Source organism: Streptomyces sp. NPDC007205 (genome assembly GCF_040634095.1).
Classification (GTDB): domain Bacteria; phylum Actinomycetota; class Actinomycetes; order Streptomycetales; family Streptomycetaceae; genus Streptomyces.
Genome location: NZ_JBEYEW010000012.1, coordinates 100,114 through 119,816 on the forward strand (window position 1 = coordinate 100,114; position 19,703 = coordinate 119,816).

The 19,703-nt window shown below is 71.1% G+C and carries 15 protein-coding genes and 2 pseudogenes; 13 read left to right on the forward strand and 4 right to left on the reverse strand.

The window, feature by feature from the left end:
• The first annotated feature begins 136 nt into the window (after window positions 1–136).
• Complete coding sequence (gene serA, locus ABZ624_RS21285) at window positions 137–1,726, forward strand: phosphoglycerate dehydrogenase (RefSeq protein ID WP_360090977.1); 1,590 nt, start codon at window positions 137–139, stop codon at window positions 1,724–1,726.
• Window positions 1,727–1,788: 62 nt separating this feature from the next.
• On the opposite strand, the gene ABZ624_RS21290 is transcribed toward serA, so the two are convergent.
• Window positions 1,789–3,315 carry an MFS transporter gene (locus ABZ624_RS21290; RefSeq protein ID WP_360090980.1) on the reverse strand — a complete coding sequence of 509 codons (1,527 nt, stop codon included), beginning with the start codon at window positions 3,313–3,315 and terminating at the stop codon, window positions 1,789–1,791.
• Window positions 3,316–3,412: 97 nt separating this feature from the next.
• On the opposite strand from ABZ624_RS21290, the gene ABZ624_RS21295 reads away from it, so the two are divergent.
• On the forward strand, window positions 3,413–4,054 hold the full coding sequence (locus ABZ624_RS21295) for a TetR/AcrR family transcriptional regulator (protein WP_360090983.1): 642 nt from the start codon (window positions 3,413–3,415) through the stop codon (window positions 4,052–4,054).
• Window positions 4,055–4,259: 205 nt separating this feature from the next.
• Here ABZ624_RS21295 and ABZ624_RS21300 read toward each other — a convergent pair whose 3' ends face one another.
• Window positions 4,260–6,017: a helix-turn-helix domain-containing protein gene (locus tag ABZ624_RS21300; RefSeq protein ID WP_360090986.1), complete on the reverse strand. Its 1,758-nt coding sequence runs from the start codon at window positions 6,015–6,017 to the stop codon at window positions 4,260–4,262.
• A 165-nt stretch (window positions 6,018–6,182) separates the two neighbouring features.
• Between ABZ624_RS21300 and ABZ624_RS21305 the strand changes: the two genes are divergently transcribed.
• A complete protein-coding gene (locus tag ABZ624_RS21305) occupies window positions 6,183–7,109 on the forward strand; it encodes a proline dehydrogenase family protein (protein ID WP_360090989.1) in 927 nt (308 codons plus the stop codon).
• 49 nt (window positions 7,110–7,158) lie between these two features.
• Window positions 7,159–8,790: an L-glutamate gamma-semialdehyde dehydrogenase gene (gene pruA, locus ABZ624_RS21310; RefSeq protein ID WP_360090992.1), complete on the forward strand. Its 1,632-nt coding sequence runs from the start codon at window positions 7,159–7,161 to the stop codon at window positions 8,788–8,790.
• A 154-nt stretch (window positions 8,791–8,944) separates the two neighbouring features.
• On the opposite strand, the pseudogene ABZ624_RS21315 reads toward pruA, so the two are convergent.
• Window positions 8,945–9,196, reverse strand: a pseudogene (locus tag ABZ624_RS21315) (NADP-dependent oxidoreductase); the annotation flags it as partial.
• Between the two features lie 2 nt (window positions 9,197–9,198).
• Between ABZ624_RS21315 and ABZ624_RS21320 the strand changes: the two are divergent.
• The 4 genes and pseudogenes from ABZ624_RS21320 to ABZ624_RS21335 all read left to right on the forward strand — a co-directional run.
• A pseudogene (locus tag ABZ624_RS21320) lies at window positions 9,199–9,594 on the forward strand (LysR substrate-binding domain-containing protein); the annotation flags it as partial.
• Window positions 9,595–9,814: 220 nt separating this feature from the next.
• On the forward strand, window positions 9,815–9,946 hold the full coding sequence (locus tag ABZ624_RS21325) for a hypothetical protein (protein WP_107100810.1): 132 nt from the start codon (window positions 9,815–9,817) through the stop codon (window positions 9,944–9,946).
• 102 nt (window positions 9,947–10,048) lie between these two features.
• On the forward strand, window positions 10,049–11,092 hold the full coding sequence (locus ABZ624_RS21330; RefSeq protein WP_360090995.1) for a 3-isopropylmalate dehydrogenase: 1,044 nt from the start codon (window positions 10,049–10,051) through the stop codon (window positions 11,090–11,092).
• Window positions 11,093–11,336: 244 nt separating this feature from the next.
• A complete protein-coding gene (locus ABZ624_RS21335; RefSeq protein WP_360090998.1) occupies window positions 11,337–12,425 on the forward strand; it encodes a branched-chain amino acid aminotransferase in 1,089 nt (362 codons plus the stop codon).
• Here the strand turns inward: ABZ624_RS21335 and ABZ624_RS21340 are convergent.
• Window positions 12,422–13,867, reverse strand: a complete 1,446-nt coding sequence (locus ABZ624_RS21340; protein WP_360091001.1) for a cytosine permease — start codon at window positions 13,865–13,867, stop codon at window positions 12,422–12,424. The two genes, ABZ624_RS21335 and ABZ624_RS21340, sit on opposite strands and share 4 nt — an antisense overlap.
• A gap of 144 nt (window positions 13,868–14,011) precedes the next feature.
• Between ABZ624_RS21340 and ureA the strand changes: the two genes are divergently transcribed.
• The 5 genes from ureA to ABZ624_RS21365 all read left to right on the forward strand — a co-directional run bounded on the left by ureA (window position 14,012) and on the right by ABZ624_RS21365 (window position 19,499).
• Window positions 14,012–14,710: an urease subunit gamma gene (gene ureA, locus ABZ624_RS21345; RefSeq protein ID WP_360091004.1), complete on the forward strand. Its 699-nt coding sequence runs from the start codon at window positions 14,012–14,014 to the stop codon at window positions 14,708–14,710.
• Window positions 14,707–16,431 carry an urease subunit alpha gene (locus tag ABZ624_RS21350; RefSeq protein ID WP_360091007.1) on the forward strand — a complete coding sequence of 575 codons (1,725 nt, stop codon included), beginning with the start codon at window positions 14,707–14,709 and terminating at the stop codon, window positions 16,429–16,431. The genes ureA and ABZ624_RS21350 overlap by 4 nt, the downstream gene beginning before the upstream one ends.
• A 16-nt stretch (window positions 16,432–16,447) precedes the next feature.
• Window positions 16,448–17,488: an agmatine deiminase family protein gene (locus ABZ624_RS21355; protein ID WP_360091010.1), complete on the forward strand. Its 1,041-nt coding sequence runs from the start codon at window positions 16,448–16,450 to the stop codon at window positions 17,486–17,488.
• Window positions 17,489–17,505: 17 nt separating this feature from the next.
• Window positions 17,506–18,111: a TetR/AcrR family transcriptional regulator gene (locus tag ABZ624_RS21360; protein ID WP_360091013.1), complete on the forward strand. Its 606-nt coding sequence runs from the start codon at window positions 17,506–17,508 to the stop codon at window positions 18,109–18,111.
• A gap of 65 nt (window positions 18,112–18,176) precedes the next feature.
• Window positions 18,177–19,499, forward strand: a complete 1,323-nt coding sequence (locus tag ABZ624_RS21365; RefSeq protein WP_360091016.1) for an MFS transporter — start codon at window positions 18,177–18,179, stop codon at window positions 19,497–19,499.
• Window positions 19,500–19,703: the final 204 nt, after the last annotated feature.

Sequence of the window (19,703 nt, forward strand, 5' to 3'; positions counted from 1 at the left end):
CCCGCCGCGCCACTAGACTGCTGCACAACATACGCGTCAGGCCCACAGCGTCGTGCGTCTTCCGCGGCTAGCCCCCTCCTCCGCCTGCGGCCGTCGGGACGGCCGTCCGCATGCTCTGGACTTGTGAGGACCTCACGTGAGCTCGAAACCTGTCGTACTCATCGCTGAAGAGCTGTCGCCCGCGACCGTGGACGCACTCGGCCCGGACTTCGAGATCCGGCACACCAACGGAGCCGACCGAGCCGAACTGCTCCCCGCCATCGCCGATGTCGACGCGATCCTGATCCGCTCCGCCACCAAGGTCGACGCCGAGGCCATCGCCGCGGCGAAGAAGCTCAAGGTCGTCGCCCGTGCCGGCGTCGGCCTGGACAACGTCGACGTCTCCGCCGCCACCAAGGCCGGCGTGATGGTCGTCAACGCCCCGACCTCGAACATCGTGACCGCCGCCGAGCTGGCCTGCGGTCTGATCCTCGCCACGGCCCGCAACATCCCGCAGGCCAACGCCGCGCTGAAGAACGGCGAGTGGAAGCGCAGCAAGTACACGGGCGTCGAGCTGGCCGAGAAGACCCTCGGCGTCGTCGGCCTCGGCCGCATCGGCGCCCTGGTCGCCCAGCGCATGTCCGCCTTCGGCATGAAGGTCGTCGCCTACGACCCCTACGTGCAGCCCGCCCGCGCCGCGCAGATGGGCGTGAAGGTCCTCTCCCTGGACGAGCTGCTGGAGGTCTCCGACTTCATCACCGTCCACCTGCCCAAGACCCCCGAGACCCTCGGCCTCATCGGCGACGAGGCGCTGCGCAAGGTCAAGCCGAGCGCGCGCATCGTCAACGCCGCGCGTGGCGGCATCGTCGACGAGGCGGCGCTGTACGCGGCGCTGAAGGAGGGCCGGGTCGCCGGCGCCGGCCTCGACGTGTACGCCAAGGAGCCGTGCACCGACTCGCCGCTGTTCGAGCTGGACCAGGTCGTCTGCACCCCGCACCTCGGCGCCTCCACCGACGAGGCCCAGGAGAAGGCGGGCATCGCGGTCGCCAAGTCCGTCCGGCTCGCCCTCGCCGGTGAGCTGGTGCCCGACGCGGTGAACGTCCAGGGCGGTGTCATCGCCGAGGACGTCAAGCCGGGCCTGCCGCTCGCCGAGCGCCTCGGCCGTATCTTCACCGCGCTCGCCGGTGAGGTCGCGCACCGCCTCGACGTCGAGGTCTACGGCGAGATCACCCAGCACGACGTGAAGGTGCTGGAGCTGTCCGCGCTCAAGGGTGTCTTCGAGGACGTCGTCGACGAGACGGTGTCGTACGTCAACGCGCCGCTGTTCGCGCAGGAGCGGGGCGTCGAGGTCCGGCTGACCACCAGCTCCGAGTCGGCCGAGCACCGCAACGTCGTCACCGTGCGCGGCACGCTCGCGGACGGCGAGGAGGTGTCGGTCTCCGGCACGCTGGCCGGCCCGAAGCACGTCCAGAAGATCGTCGCGGTCGGCGACTACGACGTCGACCTCGCGCTCGCCGACCACATGGTCGTCCTGCGCTACGAGGACCGTCCCGGTGTCGTCGGCACCGTCGGCCGCATCCTCGGCGAGGCGGGCATCAACATCGCCGGCATGCAGGTCGCCCGCGCGGCGGTGGGCGGCGAGGCGCTGGCGGTGCTCACCGTCGATGACACGGTGGCCGCCGGTGTGCTGTCCGAGGTGGCTGCCGAGATCGGTGCGACGTCCGCCCGCTCGGTGAACCTGGTCTGACGCGGCATCGAAAACGCCGGGCGGGCTGACTTCGGTCAGCCCGCCCGGCGTTTTTCTGTGCCCTACTCGCCGTCCCTGATCTCGATCCTCCGCAGGCTCACCGCCGCCCCCACCGCCGCCAGCGCCACCACGACCGCGCCGGCGATCGCCGCGCCCTGCATCCCGCTGGTGAACGCCTCGCGGGCCGTGGCGAGGAGGGACTCGCCGGCCCGGCCGGGCAGCCGGGCGGCCGTGGCGAGGGCGTCGCCCAGGCTCTCGCGGGCCTCGGCCGGAGCGGTGGACGGCATCTCGTGGCGGTAGACCGCCGTACCGATGGAGCCGAGGACCGCCATGCCGAGCGCGCCGCCGAACTCGGTGCCGGTCTCCAGCAGGGAGGAGACCGAGCCCGCCCGCTCCACCGGGGCGCTGCTCATGGCCAGGTCGACCAGCTGGGACGAGATCGCGACCATCCCGCAGGCGAGGACGCCGGCCCCGGCCAGCACCAGCCACAGGGAGTCGGTGCCGATGAGGGCCATCGTCGAGTAACCGGCCGTCATGGCCGCGAAGCCGCCGGCGACCACGTACGCCCGGTTGACGCCCCGCTGGACGAGCTGGGCGGTGACCGGACCGGCGAATCCGATGAACACCGAGGGCAGCAGGCTCCACAGGGCCGCCGCCAGCGGGCTCTTGCCGAGGACCGCCTGCAGGTACTGCGTGGTGAAGATGGCCGAGCCCATCATGGCGAGGGCGGCGACGAGGTTCAGGACCAGCGCCGGGGTAAAGCCGCGGCCCTTCAGCAGGGCCGGCGGGATCAGCGGCGAGGCAGCCGTGCGCTGCCGGTGGACGAACAGGGCCGCGAAGAGCAGGCCGACGGCGACGGAGACGACGTACAGCGGGTGCCAGCCCTCGGAGGGGATCTCCTTCAGGCCGTAGATCACGGGGAGCACGGCGGCCATCGACAGCGGGACGCTCGGCCAGTCGAAACGGCCCGGGTTCGGGTCCTTGGACTCCGGCAGGAGCACCGGTCCGAGGAGCAGGAGCAGCACCATCGCGGGCAGGTTGACCAGGAAGACCGAGCCCCACCAGAAGTGCTCGACGAGGATGCCGCTCATCACCGAGCCGAGGGCGATACCGCCGGTCATCACGCCGGACCACAGGCCGATCGCCTTGGCCCGCTGGCCGGGGTCGGTGAACATCGTGCGCACCAGCGCCATCGTGGACGGCATCAGGGTCGCGCCGCCGATGCCGAGGACCGCGCGGGCCGCGATCAGGGTCTCTGCGCTGTCCGCGTAGGCCGCGAGGAGCGAGGCGGTGCCGAAGGCGGCGGCGCCCATGAGGAGGAGCCTGCGGCGGCCGATGCGGTCGCCGAGGGAGCCCATGGTCATCAGCAGGCCGGCCAGGACGAAGCCGTAGACGTCGAAGATCCACAGCTGCTGGGTGCCGCTCGGGTGCAGGTCGGCGCTGATGGCCGGGGTCGCGAAGTACAGGACCGAGACGTCCATGGAGACCAGCAGCAGCGGCAGCATCAGCACGGAGAGAGCGGTCCATTCACGGCGCCCGGCCCGGTGAGCCGCCACGACGGGGGTGGTGGTGCGCGTCGAGTTCGTCATGGCAGTGACTGTACGGACGTCCTAAACGTTTGTCTAGAACGATTGTGTAAGTCATGCGTCTAGGACGGTTGTATGGGTCGGCGGTAGTGTGGTGCGCATGGGACACCGCGAAGATCTGCTGGAAGGCGCCAAGCGCTGCCTGCTGGCGAAGGGGTTCCTGCGCACGACCGCGCGGGACATCGTCAAGGAGTCGGGCACCAACCTGGCGTCGATCGGCTACCACTACGGTTCGAAGGACGCGCTGCTGGTGCAGGCCTACATCTCGCTGATCGAGGGGGTGGGGGAGCGGTTCGACCCAGGGCTCGGCGGAGAGGTGACGCAGCCTCCGGGGTCGCTGGAGCGCTTCCAGGAGGTATGGGCGAGCATCATCCGCACGATGCCCGAGTCGCGGGCGATCTGGCTGCTCAGCTTTGAGCTGATGTTCCAGGACGAGCGGCTGGAGGAGGTGCGCAAGCTCCTGGCGGAGGCGCAGAAGGAGGGCCGCGCGGGGCTCGCCGCCATGTTCAGCGGTGTCCCGGAGGCGGACCTCGACCAGGAGGCGGTCGAGACCGAGGGGCGCCTCTACCAGACACTGCTCAACGGCCTCATGGTCCAGTGGCTGTTCGACCCGGACTCGGCGACCACCGCGGAGCAGCTCACCGAGGGCCTCCGGCGGATCGTCGAGGCGGCGGCGGGCGCGGGATCTCGTCAGCGTGGACAGCGTGGACAGCGTGCACGGGGTCTCGGCTCGCCTCGGTGAGGCGGTGAGCTGAGCACCGGTGAGGTACGGCGCTGAGGCCTGCGCAGTCTGCGAAGTGGCCGGCTACGCCCGTACCGTGGGCGAGGGGGTGCGGCCTCGCCTCGCCGGGCCGCCGGGCGGTCCAGACGTACTAGACGTACCAGACGTATCTGCGGATCACCTCCGCCGGCATGTGCCTGTCGAGGCGAGGCCGGGGCTCGGAGACTCAGAGCCGTGCCCGCTTGAGCGCCATGTGCAGCAGCAGTCGGTCCTCGCCGTCGTCCAGGTCGAGGCCGGTCAGCTGTTCCACCCGGGAGAGGCGGTAGTACAGGGTCTGGCGGTGGACGCCGAGCTCCGCCGCCGTGCGGCCCGCCTGGCCCGCGCAGTCGAGGTAGACCTCGGCGGTGCGGGCGAGTTCGCGGTGGGCGGGGGAGAGGAGGGGGCCGACCACGGGATCGTGCGCGGCCTCCGGCGGCAGCGAGGTCAGCAGCCGGTACGGCCCGATGTGCGCCCACTGGGCGACCGGCCCGAACCGCGGCTCGGCCAGCGCGGCGCGCGCCGCGGCGGCGGCCTCCTCCCACACCGTCCCCAGGTCGCTGAGGCCGACGCGGGGTTCACCGACCCCGGCAGCACACCCGGCGCCCGCGGGGGCCCGCGCCACCCCGGTCGATCCCGCGGTGGTGCCGGTGGTGGCTCGGGGTGTTCCGGTCGATCCCGCGCCGGCGCCCGTGGTGGCTCGGCCCGGCCCGGTCAATCCCTCGGCCGGGGCCGCAGCCTCGACCGAGGCCGCCCTCGCTCCAGTCCCGGTCCCGGCTCCGGCCCTGGCTCCCGCTCCGGTCCCGGCTCCGGCCCTGGCTCCGGTCCCGGCCCTGGCTCCGGTCCCGGCCCCGGTCCCGGCTCCGGTCCCGGTCCCCGTCCTGGCTCCGGTCCCGGCTCCGGTTCCGGCTCCGGCCCTGGCTTCCGCTCCGGTCCCGGTCCCCGTCCTGGCTCCGGTCCCGGTTCCGGCTCCGGTCCCCGCTCCAGCCCCAGCTCCGGTCCCAGCTCCGGCCCTGGCTCCGCTCCCGGCTCCGGCTCCCGCTCCGGTCCCCGTCCTGGCTCCGGTCCCGGTCCCCGCTCCCGTCCCGGTTCCGGGCCGGGTTCCGCCCCACAGCCCGCCCGCCTGCGCCCGCGCCCTGCCTTCCGGTGGTGTCCCCCGGGTCACCTCCGCCTCCTTGAGCACCCTCGCGGCGGCCGTCAGTGCGGGGGTGCTCGTTTCCGGGGTGCGCAGCCGTATCAGCAACGCGAGGCTCTGCTCCGACGCCCCCCACGGCAGCGTGCACAGCGCCGCGGTGTGGGGGATCGTACGGGCGGCCGGGGCGTCGTCCGGGTCGGCCGACGGCCAGGGGGCGACGCACACCAGGGTGACGGGGCCGTCCGCGCGGGCGCCGAGCGCGGTGCGCAGCTCGGCCACCGCCATGTCCCGCTGCCAGCCGCGTTCCGCGGTGAGCACCGCCCGCAGCTCCCGGCTCAGCCCGGCCCCGGCCTCCGCCTCGTCCGCGAGCAGCGCGCCGATCCGGCCGGCCACCTGCATCGCGGCGGCCAGCTGCGCGTCCGTCGGTCCCGGGTCGCTCTCCAGCAGCCACACATAGCCGAGGACGACCCCACGATGGCGTACGGGGAGGCAGATCCGGCCGCGGTACACCCCGGCCTCCGGGCTCGTCGGGATCCGTACCGGGCCGGTCGCGCGGGTGATGCCGAAGCCCTCGAACCACGCCCGGACCGCCGCCGTGGAGCGCCGGGTCAGGATCGAGCGGGTGCGCACGGGGTCCAGCGCGGAGGGATCCAGCTCACCCTCGCTGTCGTACGCGCCGAAGGCGAGCAGCTCGAAGTCGCGGTTCTCCAGGGTCGCCGGGACGCCCAGCAGCTCCGAGATCTCGTCCACCAGCTCCTGGTAGTCACCCTTGAAAGCCTTGAAATCCGCCGCCACTCGGGCATTCTCCCTCATTTTCCGGCCGCCTTCATACATCTGTCTGAGATCCAGTGCACGGATGCGTGACAGCTGTCGATGGCTCACGATCGGAGAGATCCTTAGGTTTCACGGTGGTTCTCCGCGCCGTACCCGAATCGTCGGGTGATGGCCGTATTTGGTGCTTGTCTGTGGAGGTGCCCCGTGCTGGGTCCCGTGATTCTCGCCGCGTCGCGCAGCGACCGGATGCGACGCCTTGTCTCGGCGGCCCCGGTGACCAAGCAGGTCGTCGACCGCTTCATCCCCGGTGAGACCGTCGACGACATCGTCCCGATCATCAAGGACCTGACGGCCAAGGGCCTGGAGCTGACGATGGACGTCGTCGGCGAGGACATCACCACCCCCGAGCAGGCCACCGCCGCCCGGGACGCCTACCTGGCGCTGATCGACCACCTCAAGGAGCTGGAGCTCGGCGAGCAGGTCGAGATGTCCGTCAAGCTCTCGATGTTCGGCCAAGCGCTGGACGGCGGCCACGAACTGGCCCTCGCCAACGTCCGCCCGGTCGTCGAGGCCGCCGCCGCCATCGGTACGACCGTGACGCTGGACGCCGAGGACCACACCACCCTCGACTCGATGTTCGCCATCCACGAGGAGCTGCGGAAGGACTTCCCGCAGACCGGCTGCGTCATCCAGGCCTACCTCTTCCGCACCGAGGCCGACGCCCGCCGCCTCGCCGCCGCCGGCAGCCGCGTCCGCCTGGTCAAGGGCGCCTACAAGGAGCCCGCAGAGGTCGCCTACCAGCAGAAGCACGAGATCGACAAGGCGTACGTCCGTGTCCTGCGGATCCTGATGGAGGGCGAGGGGTACCCGATGATCGGGTCCCACGACCCGCGTCTGATCGCCATCGCCCAGGAGCTGGCCCACAAGGCCGGCCGCAAGCTCGACGAGTACGAGTTCCAGATGCTGTACGGCATCCGCGGCGAGGAGCACCTGCGGCTGGCCGCCGAGGGCCACCGCATGCGCGTCTACACCGCCTACGGCACCGACTGGTACGGCTACTTCATGCGCCGTCTCGCGGAGAAGCCCGCCAACCTGCGGTTCTTCCTCCGCTCCATGGTCAGCAAGGGCTGAGCCTCCCCAACGCCCCAACACCCGCTCACGTACAAGGAGTTCGGATCTCATGGACGCTGTGACCCAGGTCCCCACCCCCGTCAACGAGCCGGTGCACGGCTACGCCCCCGGCTCGCCCGAGCGCGCCCGCCTGGAGGTCAAGCTCAAGGAGCTGGCCGAGAACCCGATCGACCTGCCGATGACCATCGGCGGCGAGAAGCGGATGGGCGGCGGCGAGCCGTTCCAGGTGGTGCAGCCGCACAACCACAAGGCCGTCATCGGCACCCTGCGCCACGCCACCCAGCAGGACGCGAAGGACGCCATCGACGCGGCCCTCGCCGCCGCGCCGGCCTGGCGCGCGATGTCCTTCGACGACCGCGCCGCGATCATCCTGCGCGCCGCCGAGCTGCTGGCCGGCCCGTGGCGCGAGACGATCGCCGCCTCCACCATGCTGGGACAGTCCAAGACCGCCCAGCAGGCCGAGATCGACACGCCCTGCGAGCTGGTCGACTTCTGGCGGTTCAACGTCCACTACGCCCGCCAGATCATCGCCGAGCAGCCCCCGGCGAACTCCCCGGGCGTGTGGAACCGCCTGGACCACCGCCCGCTGGAGGGCTTCGTCTACGCGATCACGCCGTTCAACTTCAGCGCCATCGCGGGCAACCTTCCGACGGCCCCCGCGCTGATGGGCAACGTCGTGGTCTGGAAGCCGTCCCCGACCCAGACGCACGCCGCCGTCCTGCTCATGCAGCTGCTGGAGGAGGCGGGTCTGCCCAAGGGCGTCATCAACCTCGTCACCGGCGACGGCATCGAGGTCTCCAAGGTGGCCCTGGAGCACCGTGACCTCGCCGGCATCCACTTCACCGGCTCGACCAGGACCTTCCAGTACCTGTGGAAGACGGTCGGCGCGAACATCGAGAAGTACCGCTCCTACCCGCGTCTGGTCGGCGAGACCGGCGGCAAGGACTTCCTGGTCGCCCACCCGTCGGCCGACCGCGCGGTGCTGAAGACCGCCCTGACCCGCGGTGCCTTCGAGTACCAGGGCCAGAAGTGCAGCGCGACCTCCCGGGCGTACATCCCGGCGTCGATCTGGAACAGCGGCTTCAGGGAGGAGTTCGCGGCCGAGGTCGACTACCTGACCATGGGTGACGTCACCGATCTGTCGAACTTCATCGGCGCCGTGATCGACGACCGTGCCTTCGCCAAGAACAAGGCCGCGATCGACCGCGCGAAGTCCGACCCGACCTGCGAGATCGTCGCGGGCGGCAGCTACGACGACTCGGTCGGCTACTTCGTCCGCCCGACGGTGATCGTCTCCACCGACCCGGAGAACGAGGTCTTCCGGACGGAGTACTTCGGACCGGTCCTCGGCGTCTACGTCTACGAGGACGACAAGTACGACGAGATGCTCGAGCAGATGGAGTCGGTGTCGGACTACGCCCTGACCGGCTCGGTGGTCTCCAACGACCGAGCCGCCGCCGCCTACACGATGGAGAAGCTCCGCTTCGCCGCGGGCAACTTCTACATCAACGACAAGTCGACCGGCGCCGTCGTCGGCCAGCAGCCCTTCGGCGGCGGCCGCGCCTCCGGCACCAACGACAAGGCCGGCGCCCCGCAGAACCTCCTGCGCTGGACCCTGACCCGCGCCATCAAGGAAACCCTGGTCCCGCCGACCGACTACACCTACCCGCACATGGGCTGACCCTCAGCCCCCTGAACACGGGCCGGGAAGCCTGCCGCCGAGCAGGCTCCCCGGCCCGTCTCCATTCCTTTCCATTCGTGTCCATTCCCTGCCATACGTCGAAGCCGTCGCCGTACGGCCGGGGGGACGTCACCTGACCGACCGTCACCGACTGTCATGCGGCGCGGACCAGGATCTTGCCCGTGTTGCCGCCGCGCAGCATGAGCAGGAACGCCTCCACGATCCGCTCGAACCCGTCCACCACCGTCTCGTCCGCCGTCAGCGCCCCGCTGCGCAGATGCGGTACGGCGAAGTCGTACAACTCCTCCTGCGCGTCCCGGTGGTCGCTCACCAGGAAGCCCTCGATGCGCAGGCTCTTCTCCACGACGTCGGCATGGTCGAAGACGACCGGCGGGGCGTCGGGGGTGGGAGCCGTACTCCCTGGTCCATCCGGCCGGGCACCCGGATCCGCGCGCCCTCCCGCTCGTCGACTGGGCGGAGAACTGCGGCTCCTACACCCGCGCCTGGTGGGCCGCCCAGGACTGGATCCCGGCGGCGACCGTCAACGCCGAGGACGACGGAGCGGTGCTGTCCATGGTGGGCAGCGGGCTCGGCATGGCGATCATGCCCGCGCTCTCCCTCACCGGGGCGCCGCCCGCCGTGGAGATCACCGACCTCGGGCCGGGCCGGCCCCACCGCTCCGTCGGCTGTCTCACGACGCCGGAACTGGCCGCCACCACCGCCGTACGAGGCCTGATCCGCGCCCTGCGTTCCCTCGGCGCGGCATCACCCGAACGCGTGAAAGCCCAGCTCAGAGCGGTGTGACGGGGTCCACCGTCTCAGATAGTAGGAAGTCCGAGTAATTGGGCAGACAGGAGCGGGCCGCTCCCTTAGTTTGGGAGGAGCCGAACGTCTCGCTCGATCCAGCGAATGGCGGTCGTGAGCCGGGCCCTGTGCAGGCAACCCCTGCGGTCCTCGCTCGCCGCCTCTCCGGCGTCTCCCTGCCCCTCCGCGTGCTCCACGTTTGCCGAAGGAGACGATTTCCATGGCCGAGACGACCGTCCGCCGCCGAGTCCGCCACGTGTCCCGCGCGAGCGAGTCCGACCGCAAGAACGCCGCCGCCGCCCTCCAGCGCGCACTCGACCGCCGCGACAACGGTGGCGAGACCGGCCACTGAGACCCCGCCCCACCGGCTTCGCACCCACGGAGCACATCCGTCCGGTTGTCCGCATGGTGGAAGGGTCATGTCAGCAACTGGGACGAGGAGTAGGGTGCCCGCATGTCTCGCAGCATCAATCTCGCAGTGATCCCGGGTGACGGCATCGGCCAGGAGGTCGTGTCCGAAGGTCTCAAGGTCCTCTCCGCCGTCCTGCCGCAGGATGTGAAGCTGGAGACCAAGGAGTACGACTTCGGCGCCCAGCGCTACCACGCCACGGGTGAGACCCTCACCGACGCCGACCTCGACGCGCTGAAGCGGCACGACGCCATCCTGCTCGGCGCCATCGGTGACCCGTCGGTGCCGTCCGGCGTCCTGGAGCGCGGCTTCCTGCTCAAGCTCCGCTTCGCCTTCGACCACCACGTCAACCTGCGGCCGTCGAAGCTCCTGCCCGGCGTCGCCACGCCGCTCGCCGGCCAGCCGGAGATCGACTTCGTCGTCGTCCGCGAGGGCACCGAGGGCCCGTACACCGGCAACGGCGGCACCATCCGCAAGGGCACCGAGCACGAGATCGCCACCGAGGTGTCCGTCAACACGGCCTTCGGCGTCGAGCGGGTGGTCCGTGACGCCTTCGCCCGCGCCCAGGCCCGCCCGCGCAAGAAGCTCACGCTGGTCCACAAGAACAACGTGCTGACCTTCGCCGGGCACCTGTGGACGAACATCTTCAACAAGGTGGCCCAGGAGTTCCCCGAGGTCACCACCGACTACCTGCACGTCGACGCGGCCACGATCTTCCTGGTCACCGACCCGGGCCGGTTCGACGTCATCGTCACCGACAACCTCTTCGGCGACATCATCACCGACCTCGCCGCGGCCGTCTCCGGCGGCATCGGCGTGGCCGCGAGCGGGAACATCAACCCGTCCGGTGAGTTCCCCTCGATGTTCGAGCCGGTGCACGGCTCGGCCCCGGACATCGCCGGCCAGGGCAAGGCCGACCCCACCGCCACGGTGCTGTCCGTCGCCCTGCTGCTGCGCCACCTCGGCTACGACTCCGAGGCGGACCGCATCGACGCGGCCGTCGCCGCCGACCTCACCGAGCGTGCCGGGCTGGGCGCCCGCAGCACCTCGCAGATCGGCGACACGCTCGCCGCACGAGTAGCCGGCTGACCCGGCGCCCCCTCCCACCGAGCCGCCGGGTCGCATCCGCACCCGGCGGCTTTTCCTGTGCCTCGCCGGGTGCCACCATCAACCCTTGGGCCGCTTTCACCCCCGTTCCGCCGGCCGCAGCCCCCGCGCGATAATCGAACGCGGAGCCGCGGTATGAGGGAATGCTCGGACGTCCTAGAACTGGCCAGCGGCCGTGTGCGGGGCGTATAAGCGGCCCGTCACTACAACCGGTGAAGGACAACACATGACGACGCCCACGATCGAGCTCAAGCCCTCCGCCAGCCCCCTCGCCGCCGCCGAGCGCGAGGCGATCCTGGCCGACCCCGGGTTCGGCCGCCACTTCACCGACCACATGGTGACGATCAAGTGGACCGAGGGGCGCGGCTGGCACGACGCCCAGCTCGTCCCGTACGGCCCGATCTCCCTCGACCCCTCCACCCACGTCCTGCACTACGGTCAGGAGATCTTCGAGGGGCTGAAAGCCTACCGTCAGCCCGACGGCTCGATCGCGTTGTTCCGCCCCGAGGCGAACGCCCGCCGCTTCCGCAACTCGGCCCGCCGCATGGCCATGGCCGAGCTGCCCGAGGAGCTGTTCATCGCCGCGCTGGACGCGCTGCTCACCCAGGACGCCGACTGGGTCCCGCCGCACGGCGGCGAGCAGTCGCTGTACCTGCGCCCGTTCATGTTCGCCACCGAGGCGGCGCTCGGTGTGCACCCGGCGAACGAGTACCTGTTCATGCTCATCGCCTCGCCTTCCGGCGCCTACTTCGCCGGTGGCGTGAGGCCGGTCACCATCTGGGTCTCCGAGGACCACGTCCGTGCCGTCCCCGGCGGCACCGGTGACGCCAAGACCGGCGGCAACTACGCCGCTTCCCTGCTCCCGCAGGCCGAGGCCGCCGCGCACGGCTGCGACCAGGTCGTCTACCTCGACGCGGTCACCCGCACCAAGGTCGAGGAGAGCGGCAGCATGAACGTCGCCTTCGTCTACGGCGACCGGATCGTCACCCCGGAGCTGACCGGCTCGATCCTGGAGGGCATCACCCGCGACTCCCTGCTCCAGGTCGCCCGCGACCTCGGCTACACCGCCGAGGAGGGCGTCGTCACCCTCCAGCAGTGGCGCGAGGACGCGGCCTCCGGCGCGCTCACCGAGGTCTTCGCCTGCGGCACCGCCGCCGTGGTCACACCCATCGGTCACGTCAAGACCAGGACGGACGCCTGGACCCACGGCGACGGCACCCCCGGCGAGGTGACCCTCCGGCTGCGCGAGGCCCTGCTCGGCGTCCAGCGTGGTGTCACGGCGGACGAGCACGGCTGGATGCACAAGATCGGCTAACCCCGGCCGGACACGCTCAGGGCCGCCTCGGACTCGTCGACGTCCGTCGCGGCCCTCCCGGTTTCCTGGCGGAACGTCAGCAGCAGGTAGACCAGGCCCCCGACCGCGCCCGACAGCAGGAAGCTGCAGTCCACCCCGCCGGTCAGGCGCAGCAGCGGGCCCTGGTACGCCGGCAGGGACACCCCCAGCAGGCCGACTCCGGCGCCCAGTGCCCAGGAGCCGGCCGCCCGTGCGTTCCAGCCCGCCCGGTACCAGTAGACGCCGCCCCGCGAACGGCGGTTGAAGACCTGCAGGGCGTCGGCGTCGTACACACCGCGACAGCGGGCGAAGCCGATGAGGGTGATGACGGCCCACGGGGTGCCGAGGGCGGTGAGCAGCAGCACGAAGGACGTCATCGCGGACTGCGCGTTCCAGGCGTAGTGGCCGACGAAGACGCAGACCGTGGCGACGACGGCGACCGTGTAGGTGGCCCGGGCGCGGGAGGCCTTCGGCAGGATCGCGTCCAGGTCCAGGCCCATGGAGTACAGCATCAGACCGGCGTTGCCGACCGAGCCGGCGGACGCCGACAGCAGCAGCGGGATCAGGTACCAGGTGGGCGAGGCCACCACCAGCGGGCCCGCGTAGTCGGTGGCCGCGTGGGCCGCGTACGCCGTGAAGGTGCCGAACAGCTGCGGCACCAGCAGACCGAGGATCAGCCCGAGCCAGGTGGCGTGCAGCACCCGGCGGCTGGAGTGCCGGGACGGCGAGATGTAGCGGGTGTAGTCACCGAGCAGGGTGATGAAGGCGATGGGACCGGACAGGCCCGCGGCCACCGCCGCCAGGAACCAGGTCGGCCAGAACGAGCCGAGCAGACAGCCGCCGGCGTCGGGCAGCGCCGCGGTGGTGAAGTGCGGGGCGTAGGCGGCGATCCCGAGGGCCAGCAGGGCCGTCATGCCGATGGCGAGGACGCGGGACATGGCGAGCAGCACCCGGTAGCCGTACACCGCGCCCGCGACGGTCGCCGCCGCGAGCACCGCGTAGACGAGGGCGTACGACACCCCGTCCGCCGGTACCCCGAAGAGCCGGCCGAGCACGCTCAGCATCACATCGCCGCCGATCCACACGGTCAGCGCCGTGTAGCCGAGGGCGAGCAGCAGACCGACCACCGAGCCGACCAGCCGGCCCCGGACGCCGAACTGGGCGCCGGAGGAGGTGGACAGGTTGGTCGCGGTGCGCAGGGAGACGAGGGCGAGCGGGGCCGTGACGGCCGTGCCGACCACCGTTCCCGCCACGATCGCGCTCACCGACGCCCACCAGCCGAGCCCGAAGGAGGGCGGCAGCCACCCGAAGATGATCACCCCGAGGCAGAGGTTGGAGCCGAGCAGGATCGAGACGAGGTCGCGCGGACCGCTGGTCCGTTCCTCGTCCGGGATGGTGTCGACTCCGCGCTGTTCTATCGGCATGACTGGTCTCCTTCGACTACCGCCAGAGAGTTAGAGCGACGTTCAATGTCTGTGAAGTCTCGGCCCGCAGTCAATGCTTCTGTTTCAAGAATTCTGTGTTTAGAGTGGTGCTCTAATCGGGTGATGGCAAGGAGGTGCCGCGACATGAGACTCACCCCCACGGAACGTGACCGGCTGCTGCTCTTCGGAGCCGCTGAGCTGGCCAGGGCCCGCCGGGCGCGCGGCCTCAGGCTGAACGTGCCGGAGGCGACCGCGCTGATCGCGGACACCGTCTGCGAGGCGGCCCGGGACGGCAGACGGCTCGCCGAGGCCGTCGAGGCGGCCCGGTCCGTGCTCGGCCCCGAGGACGTGCTGCCGGGCGTCGCCGACGTCGTCACCGAGGTGATGGTCGAGGCCGTCTTCGACGACGGCTCCCGGCTCGCGGTGGTCTCCGATCCCATCGGCGGCGGCCTCGGCGAGCAGGCACCGGGCGCACTGCTGCCCGGACCCCAGCACGCCGACCCCGCGCCGGCCGTCCGGCTCACGGTCACCAACACCGCGACCGTGCCGGTCTCCGTCACCTCCCACTTCCACTTCTTCGAGGCCAACCCACGCCTGGACTTCGACCGGGCCGCCGCCTACGGCATGCGGCTCGCCGTGCCCGCCGGATCGTCCGTGCGGTTCGGGCCGGGCGAGAGCGAGGAGGTCGGTCTCGTCCCCATCGGCGGCGACCGGATCGCGATCGGCTTCGCCGGACTGGTCGACGGGCCGCTGGACGTGCCCGGCGCCAAGGACGAGGCCCTGCGCAGGGCCGCCGCATGCGGATACCTGGGAGCGACGACGGACGGAGGCGAAAAGCGATGAGCCGCTCGAAGGGACGAGAGGTGAGCCGGGCGATCCATGTCGACCCGCACGCCTACGCAGCCACCCACGGCCCCCGCGCCGGCGACCGCGTCCGCCTCGGCGACTCGGGCCTGACCGTCCGCGTCGAGTCCGACTCCCAGCGCTACGGCGACGAGTTCCTGGCCGGCTTCGGCAAGACCGCCCGCGACGGACTGCACCTCAAGGCCGCCGCCGTCCGCGACACCTGCGACGTCGTGATCAGCAACGTCGTCGTGATCGACGCGGCGCAGGGCATCCGGAAGGTCTCCATCGGCATCCGGGAAGGCCGGATCTGCGCCATCGGACGCGCCGGCAACCCGGACACCCTCGACGGCGTGGACGTCGTCGTCGGCACCGGCACCTCCATCGTGTCCGGAGAGGGGCTGATCGCCACCGCCGGGGCCGTCGACACACACGTCCATCTGCTGTCGCCGCGCATCATGGAGGCCTCCCTCGCCTCCGGGGTGACCACGGTCATCGGGCAGGAGTTCGGCCCGGTGTGGGGCGTCGGCGTCAACTCGCCCTGGGCGCTGCGCCACGCCTTCAACGCCTTCGACGCCTGGCCGGTCAACATCGGCTTCCTGGGCCGGGGCTCGTCCTCCCACGACGCGCCCCTGATCGAGGCGCTGGCCGAAGGAGGAGCCTCCGGCTTCAAGGTGCACGAGGACATGGGCGCCCACACCCGGGCGCTGGACACCGCGCTGCGGGTCGCCGAGGAGCACGACGTCCAGGTCGCCCTGCACAGCGACGGCCTGAACGAGTGCCTGTCGGTCGAGGACACCCTGAAGGTGCTGGAGGGCCGCACCATCCACGCCTTCCACATCGAGGGCTGCGGCGGCGGACACGTCCCGAACGTGCTGAAGATGGCCGGTGTACCGAACGTCATCGGCTCCTCCACCAACCCCACCCTGCCCTTCGGCCGGGACGCGGTCGCCGAGCACTACGGCATGATCGTCTCCGTCCACGACCTCAAGCCGGACCTGCCCGGCGACGCCGCCATGGCCCGCGACCGCATCCGGGCCGGCACGATGGGCGCCGAGGACGTGCTGCACGACCTGGGCGCGATCGGCATCACCTCCTCCGACGCCCAGGGCATGGGCCGCGCCGGTGAGACGGTGCGCCGTACGTTCGCCATGGCCGGGAAGATGAAGGCCGAGCTGGGGCCCCTGGAGGGTGACGGCGACGGCGACGACAACGCCCGCGTCCTGCGCTACATGGCCAAGCTGACGATCAACCCGGCCATCGCGCACGGCCTCGCGCACGAGGTCGGCTCGATCGAGGTCGGCAAGCTCGCCGACATCGTGCTGTGGCGCCCCGAGTACTTCGGCGCCAAGCCGCAGCTGGTGCTGAAGTCCGGCTTCCCGGCGTATGGCGTGGTCGGCGACCCCAACGCGGCCACCGACACCTGTGAACCCCTCGTCCTCGGCCCGCAGTTCGGCTCGTACGGTGCCACGGCCGCCGACATCTCCGTCGCGTTCGTCGCCCGGGCGGCCGTCGACCAGGGCAACGACACGATGCCCACCCGCCGCCGGAGGGTCGCCGTGCGCGGCACCCGGGGCATCGGCCCCGCCGACCTGCGGCTGAACGCCCGTATCGGAGCCGTCGACGTCGACCGGCGCACCGGTCTGGTCACCCTCGACGGCGAACCGCTGCGCTCGGAGCCCGCCGACTCCGTCTCCCTCAACCGCCTGTACTTCCTCTAACCCTCAGGGATCTCACATGACCACCCCTGCCGCCGACGGCTTCCGCATGCCCGCCGAGTGGACCCCGCACGAGCGCACCTGGATGGCGTGGCCGGGCCCCAACCCCACCTTCGACGACCCGGACGACCTCGCCGCCTCCCGCGCCGCCTGGGCCTCGGTGGCCCGCGCGATCCGCCGCTTCGAGCCGGTGACCGTGGTCTGCGGCCCCGGTCAGTCGGCCGAGGCGCAGGCGCTGCTCGGCCCGGACGTCGACACCGTCGAACGGGAGCTGGACGACGCCTGGATGCGGGACATCGGGCCCACCTTCCTCACCGACGGCAAGGGCGAACTGGCCGCCGTGGACTGGACGTTCAACGGCTGGGGCGCGCAGGACTGGGCCCGCTGGGAGCACGACTCCAAGATCGCCGCGTATGTCTCCGACCTCGCGGGCGCGAAGACGTACGCCTCGAAGCTGGTCAACGAGGGCGGCGCGATCCACGTCGACGGCGAGGGCACCGTGCTGCTCACCGAGACGGTCCAGCTGGGCCCCGAGCGCAACCCGCACTGGTCGAAGGAGGAGGTCGAGGCCGAGATCCACGCCCACCTCGGCACCAGCAAGGCGATCTGGCTGCCGCGCGGCCTGACCGGCGACTACCCTCCCTACGGCTTCGGCACCCTCGGCCACGTGGACATCGTGGCCGCCTTCGCCCGGCCGGGCGTCGTGGTGGCGCACTCCCAGCCGGACCCCGCCCACCCCGACCACGAGGTCACCAAGGAGGTCATCGGCATCCTGCGCTCCCAGACCGACGCCCGGGGCCGTGCGCTGGAGGTGGTGGAGGTCCCCGCCCCGACCGTCCTGGAGGCCGACGGCCACTGGGCCGACTACTCCTACATCAACCACTACATCTGCAACGGCGGCGTCGTGCTGTGCGGCTTCGACGACCCGCGCGACGAGATCGCCGCCGGGATCTTCCGCCGCCTGTTCCCCGAGCGGACGGTCACCCTGGTGGACGCGCGTACGATCTTTGCGGGTGGGGGCGGCATCCACTGCATCACCCAGCAGCAGCCGAAGGCATGAGCATGTAGGAGTCAGGGATGGCCGGTGCGGCACGGGCGCGGAAGAACGCGCCGCCGCGCGAGGAGGTCCTCGCCGCCGCCATGGACATGATCGCCGAGCGCGGTCTGGAGAAGCTCACCATGGCGGCGCTCGGCCGCGAGGTCGGGATGAGCAGCGGCCATCTCCTGTACTACTTCCACTCCAAGGACGAACTGCTGCTGCAGACCCTGGAGTGGAGCGAGGGGCGGCTCGGCGCGGAGCGGGGCCGGCTCCTCACCGGCCCTGGAACCGCCGGGGAGCGACTGTCCGCCTATGTCGACCTGTACGTCCCCGACGGCCACCGCGATCCGCACTGGACGCTGTGGCTGGAGGTCTGGAACCGCTCGCAGAACGCGGACGACCAAGCCCGCCTCCGGCAGGCGGCGATCGAGGGGGCGTGGCACCGGGACCTGGTCGCGCTGATCGCCGAGGGGATCTCGCGCGGGGAGTTCCGCCGGGTGGACGCGGATCGCTTCGCCTCCCGGCTGCGTGCGCTGCTCGACGGTTTCTCCATCCACGTCGCCATCGGGCTGCGCGGCACGGACCGCGGCCAAGTGCTGGCGCACGTAAGGGAGTTCGTCGAGGATACGCTCCTTTCGCCGTGACTGCGGCGCCGTCGTGGCTGCCGGTAAAGGAATCGTTTCCTCGTGGGCCGGGCAAGTAACGGCCCATGGGACGACAACACTGGAAGAAGATCTGGGTCGGTTCGGCGGGCAACATGGTCGAGTGGTTCGACTGGTTCGTGTACGCGAGCTTCGCCACCTACTTCGCCGGCGCGTTCTTCCCGAGCGGCAACCCCACCGCCCAACTCATGAACACCGCCGGCATCTTCGCCGTCGGATTCTTCATGCGCCCCGTGGGCGGCTGGCTGCTCGGCAGGGTCGGTGACCGCAAGGGCCGTAAGGCGGCGCTGACCCTGACCGTCTCGCTGATGTCGGCGTCGGCGGTCCTCATCGCCGTCGCCCCCACCTACACGGTCGCCGGCTACGGCGGCGCGCTCGTGCTGCTCGTCGCCCGCCTGCTGCAAGGCCTGTCGGTGGGCGGCGAGTACGCGGCCAGCGCCACCTATCTGACGGAGGCCTCGGACCCGAAGCGGCGCGGATTCGCCTCCAGCTTCCAGTACGTCTCCATGACCGCCGGCCAGATCGTCGGCCTCGGCCTGCAGATCATCCTGCAGCGGACCATGTCCGACAGCGCCCTGCACAGCTACGGCTGGCGGATCCCGTTCGTCGTCGGTGCGCTCGGCGCCGCCGTCATCTTCTATCTGCGGCGCAGCATGCTGGAGACCGAGGTGTACGAGGAGGACGACTCGCACGCCGAGGAGCGCGGCACCCTGCGCGCGCTGTGGGCGTACAAGCGGGAGGCGTTCCTCGTCATCGCCCTCACCATGGGCGGCACGGTCGCCTACTACACGTACACCACCTATCTGACCAAGTACCTGTCCAACTCGGCCGGCCTGTCCAAGCAGACCGCCACCCTCGTCTCCTTCACCGCACTGATCGTCTTCGCCGCGCTCCAGCCCCTCGCGGGCGCCCTCTCCGACCGGATCGGCCGGCGCCCGCTGCTGATCACCTTCGCGGTCGGCTCCACCCTCCTCACCGTGCCGGTCATGACCCTGCTCAAGCACACGGGCAGCTTCTGGCCGGCCCTCGGGCTCGCCCTGCTCGCGCTGGTCGTCGTCACCGGCTACACCTCGATCAACGCCTGTGTGAAGGCCGAACTGTTCCCGACCGGCGTCCGCGCGCTCGGCGTGGCCCTGCCGTACGCCCTCGCCAACGCCCTCTTCGGCGGCACCGCGGAATACATCGCCCTGTGGTTCAAGAAGGCCGGGATCGAGTCCGGCTTCTACTGGTACGTGGCGGGCTGTGCCGCCGTATCCCTGGTGGTGTACGTCACCATGCGGGAGACGAGGGACCTGGATCTGGCCCGGGTGAGGGCCGGTCAGGAAGCCGGAGCGGGCTCAGCGGAGTCCAGTCTGACGCCCGCATCCTGAGACGGTCGGCGAACCGGGGGTGGGACTGTGCCAGACTGCCCCCGTGTTCTCGCTCGCCATGATTATGGGCAGCAGGCGCGCCGGTCCGCAGTGACCACCTCGTACGAACAGATGCGGGTGGCCACCGTCGTCCTCGACCCGCGCGCAGACCTCTCGCACCCGCGAGGGGTTTTTTCGTTTTCCGGCCCACCTTCAGCCGGGAGC

Bases quoted from the DNA above. Each gene is read 5' to 3' on its own strand.
- ABZ624_RS21290 (WP_360090980.1), bottom strand. From the start codon at position 3,315: ATGACGAACTCGACGCGCACCACCACCCCCGTCGTGGCGGCTCACCGG.
- ABZ624_RS21295 (WP_360090983.1), top strand. From the start codon at position 3,413: ATGGGACACCGCGAAGATCTGCTGGAAGGCGCCAAGCGCTGCCTGCTG.
- ABZ624_RS21300 (WP_360090986.1), bottom strand. From the start codon at position 6,017: ATGAGGGAGAATGCCCGAGTGGCGGCGGATTTCAAGGCTTTCAAGGGT.
- pruA (WP_360090992.1), top strand. From the start codon at position 7,159: ATGGACGCTGTGACCCAGGTCCCCACCCCCGTCAACGAGCCGGTGCAC.
- ABZ624_RS21325 (WP_107100810.1), top strand. From the start codon at position 9,815: ATGGCCGAGACGACCGTCCGCCGCCGAGTCCGCCACGTGTCCCGCGCG.
- ABZ624_RS21330 (WP_360090995.1), top strand. From the start codon at position 10,049: ATGTCTCGCAGCATCAATCTCGCAGTGATCCCGGGTGACGGCATCGGC.
- ABZ624_RS21335 (WP_360090998.1), top strand. From the start codon at position 11,337: ATGACGACGCCCACGATCGAGCTCAAGCCCTCCGCCAGCCCCCTCGCC.
- ABZ624_RS21340 (WP_360091001.1), bottom strand. From the start codon at position 13,867: ATGCCGATAGAACAGCGCGGAGTCGACACCATCCCGGACGAGGAACGG.
- ureA (WP_360091004.1), top strand. From the start codon at position 14,012: ATGAGACTCACCCCCACGGAACGTGACCGGCTGCTGCTCTTCGGAGCC.
- ABZ624_RS21350 (WP_360091007.1), top strand. From the start codon at position 14,707: ATGAGCCGCTCGAAGGGACGAGAGGTGAGCCGGGCGATCCATGTCGAC.
- ABZ624_RS21355 (WP_360091010.1), top strand. From the start codon at position 16,448: ATGACCACCCCTGCCGCCGACGGCTTCCGCATGCCCGCCGAGTGGACC.
- ABZ624_RS21360 (WP_360091013.1), top strand. From the start codon at position 17,506: ATGGCCGGTGCGGCACGGGCGCGGAAGAACGCGCCGCCGCGCGAGGAG.
- ABZ624_RS21365 (WP_360091016.1), top strand. From the start codon at position 18,177: ATGGGACGACAACACTGGAAGAAGATCTGGGTCGGTTCGGCGGGCAAC.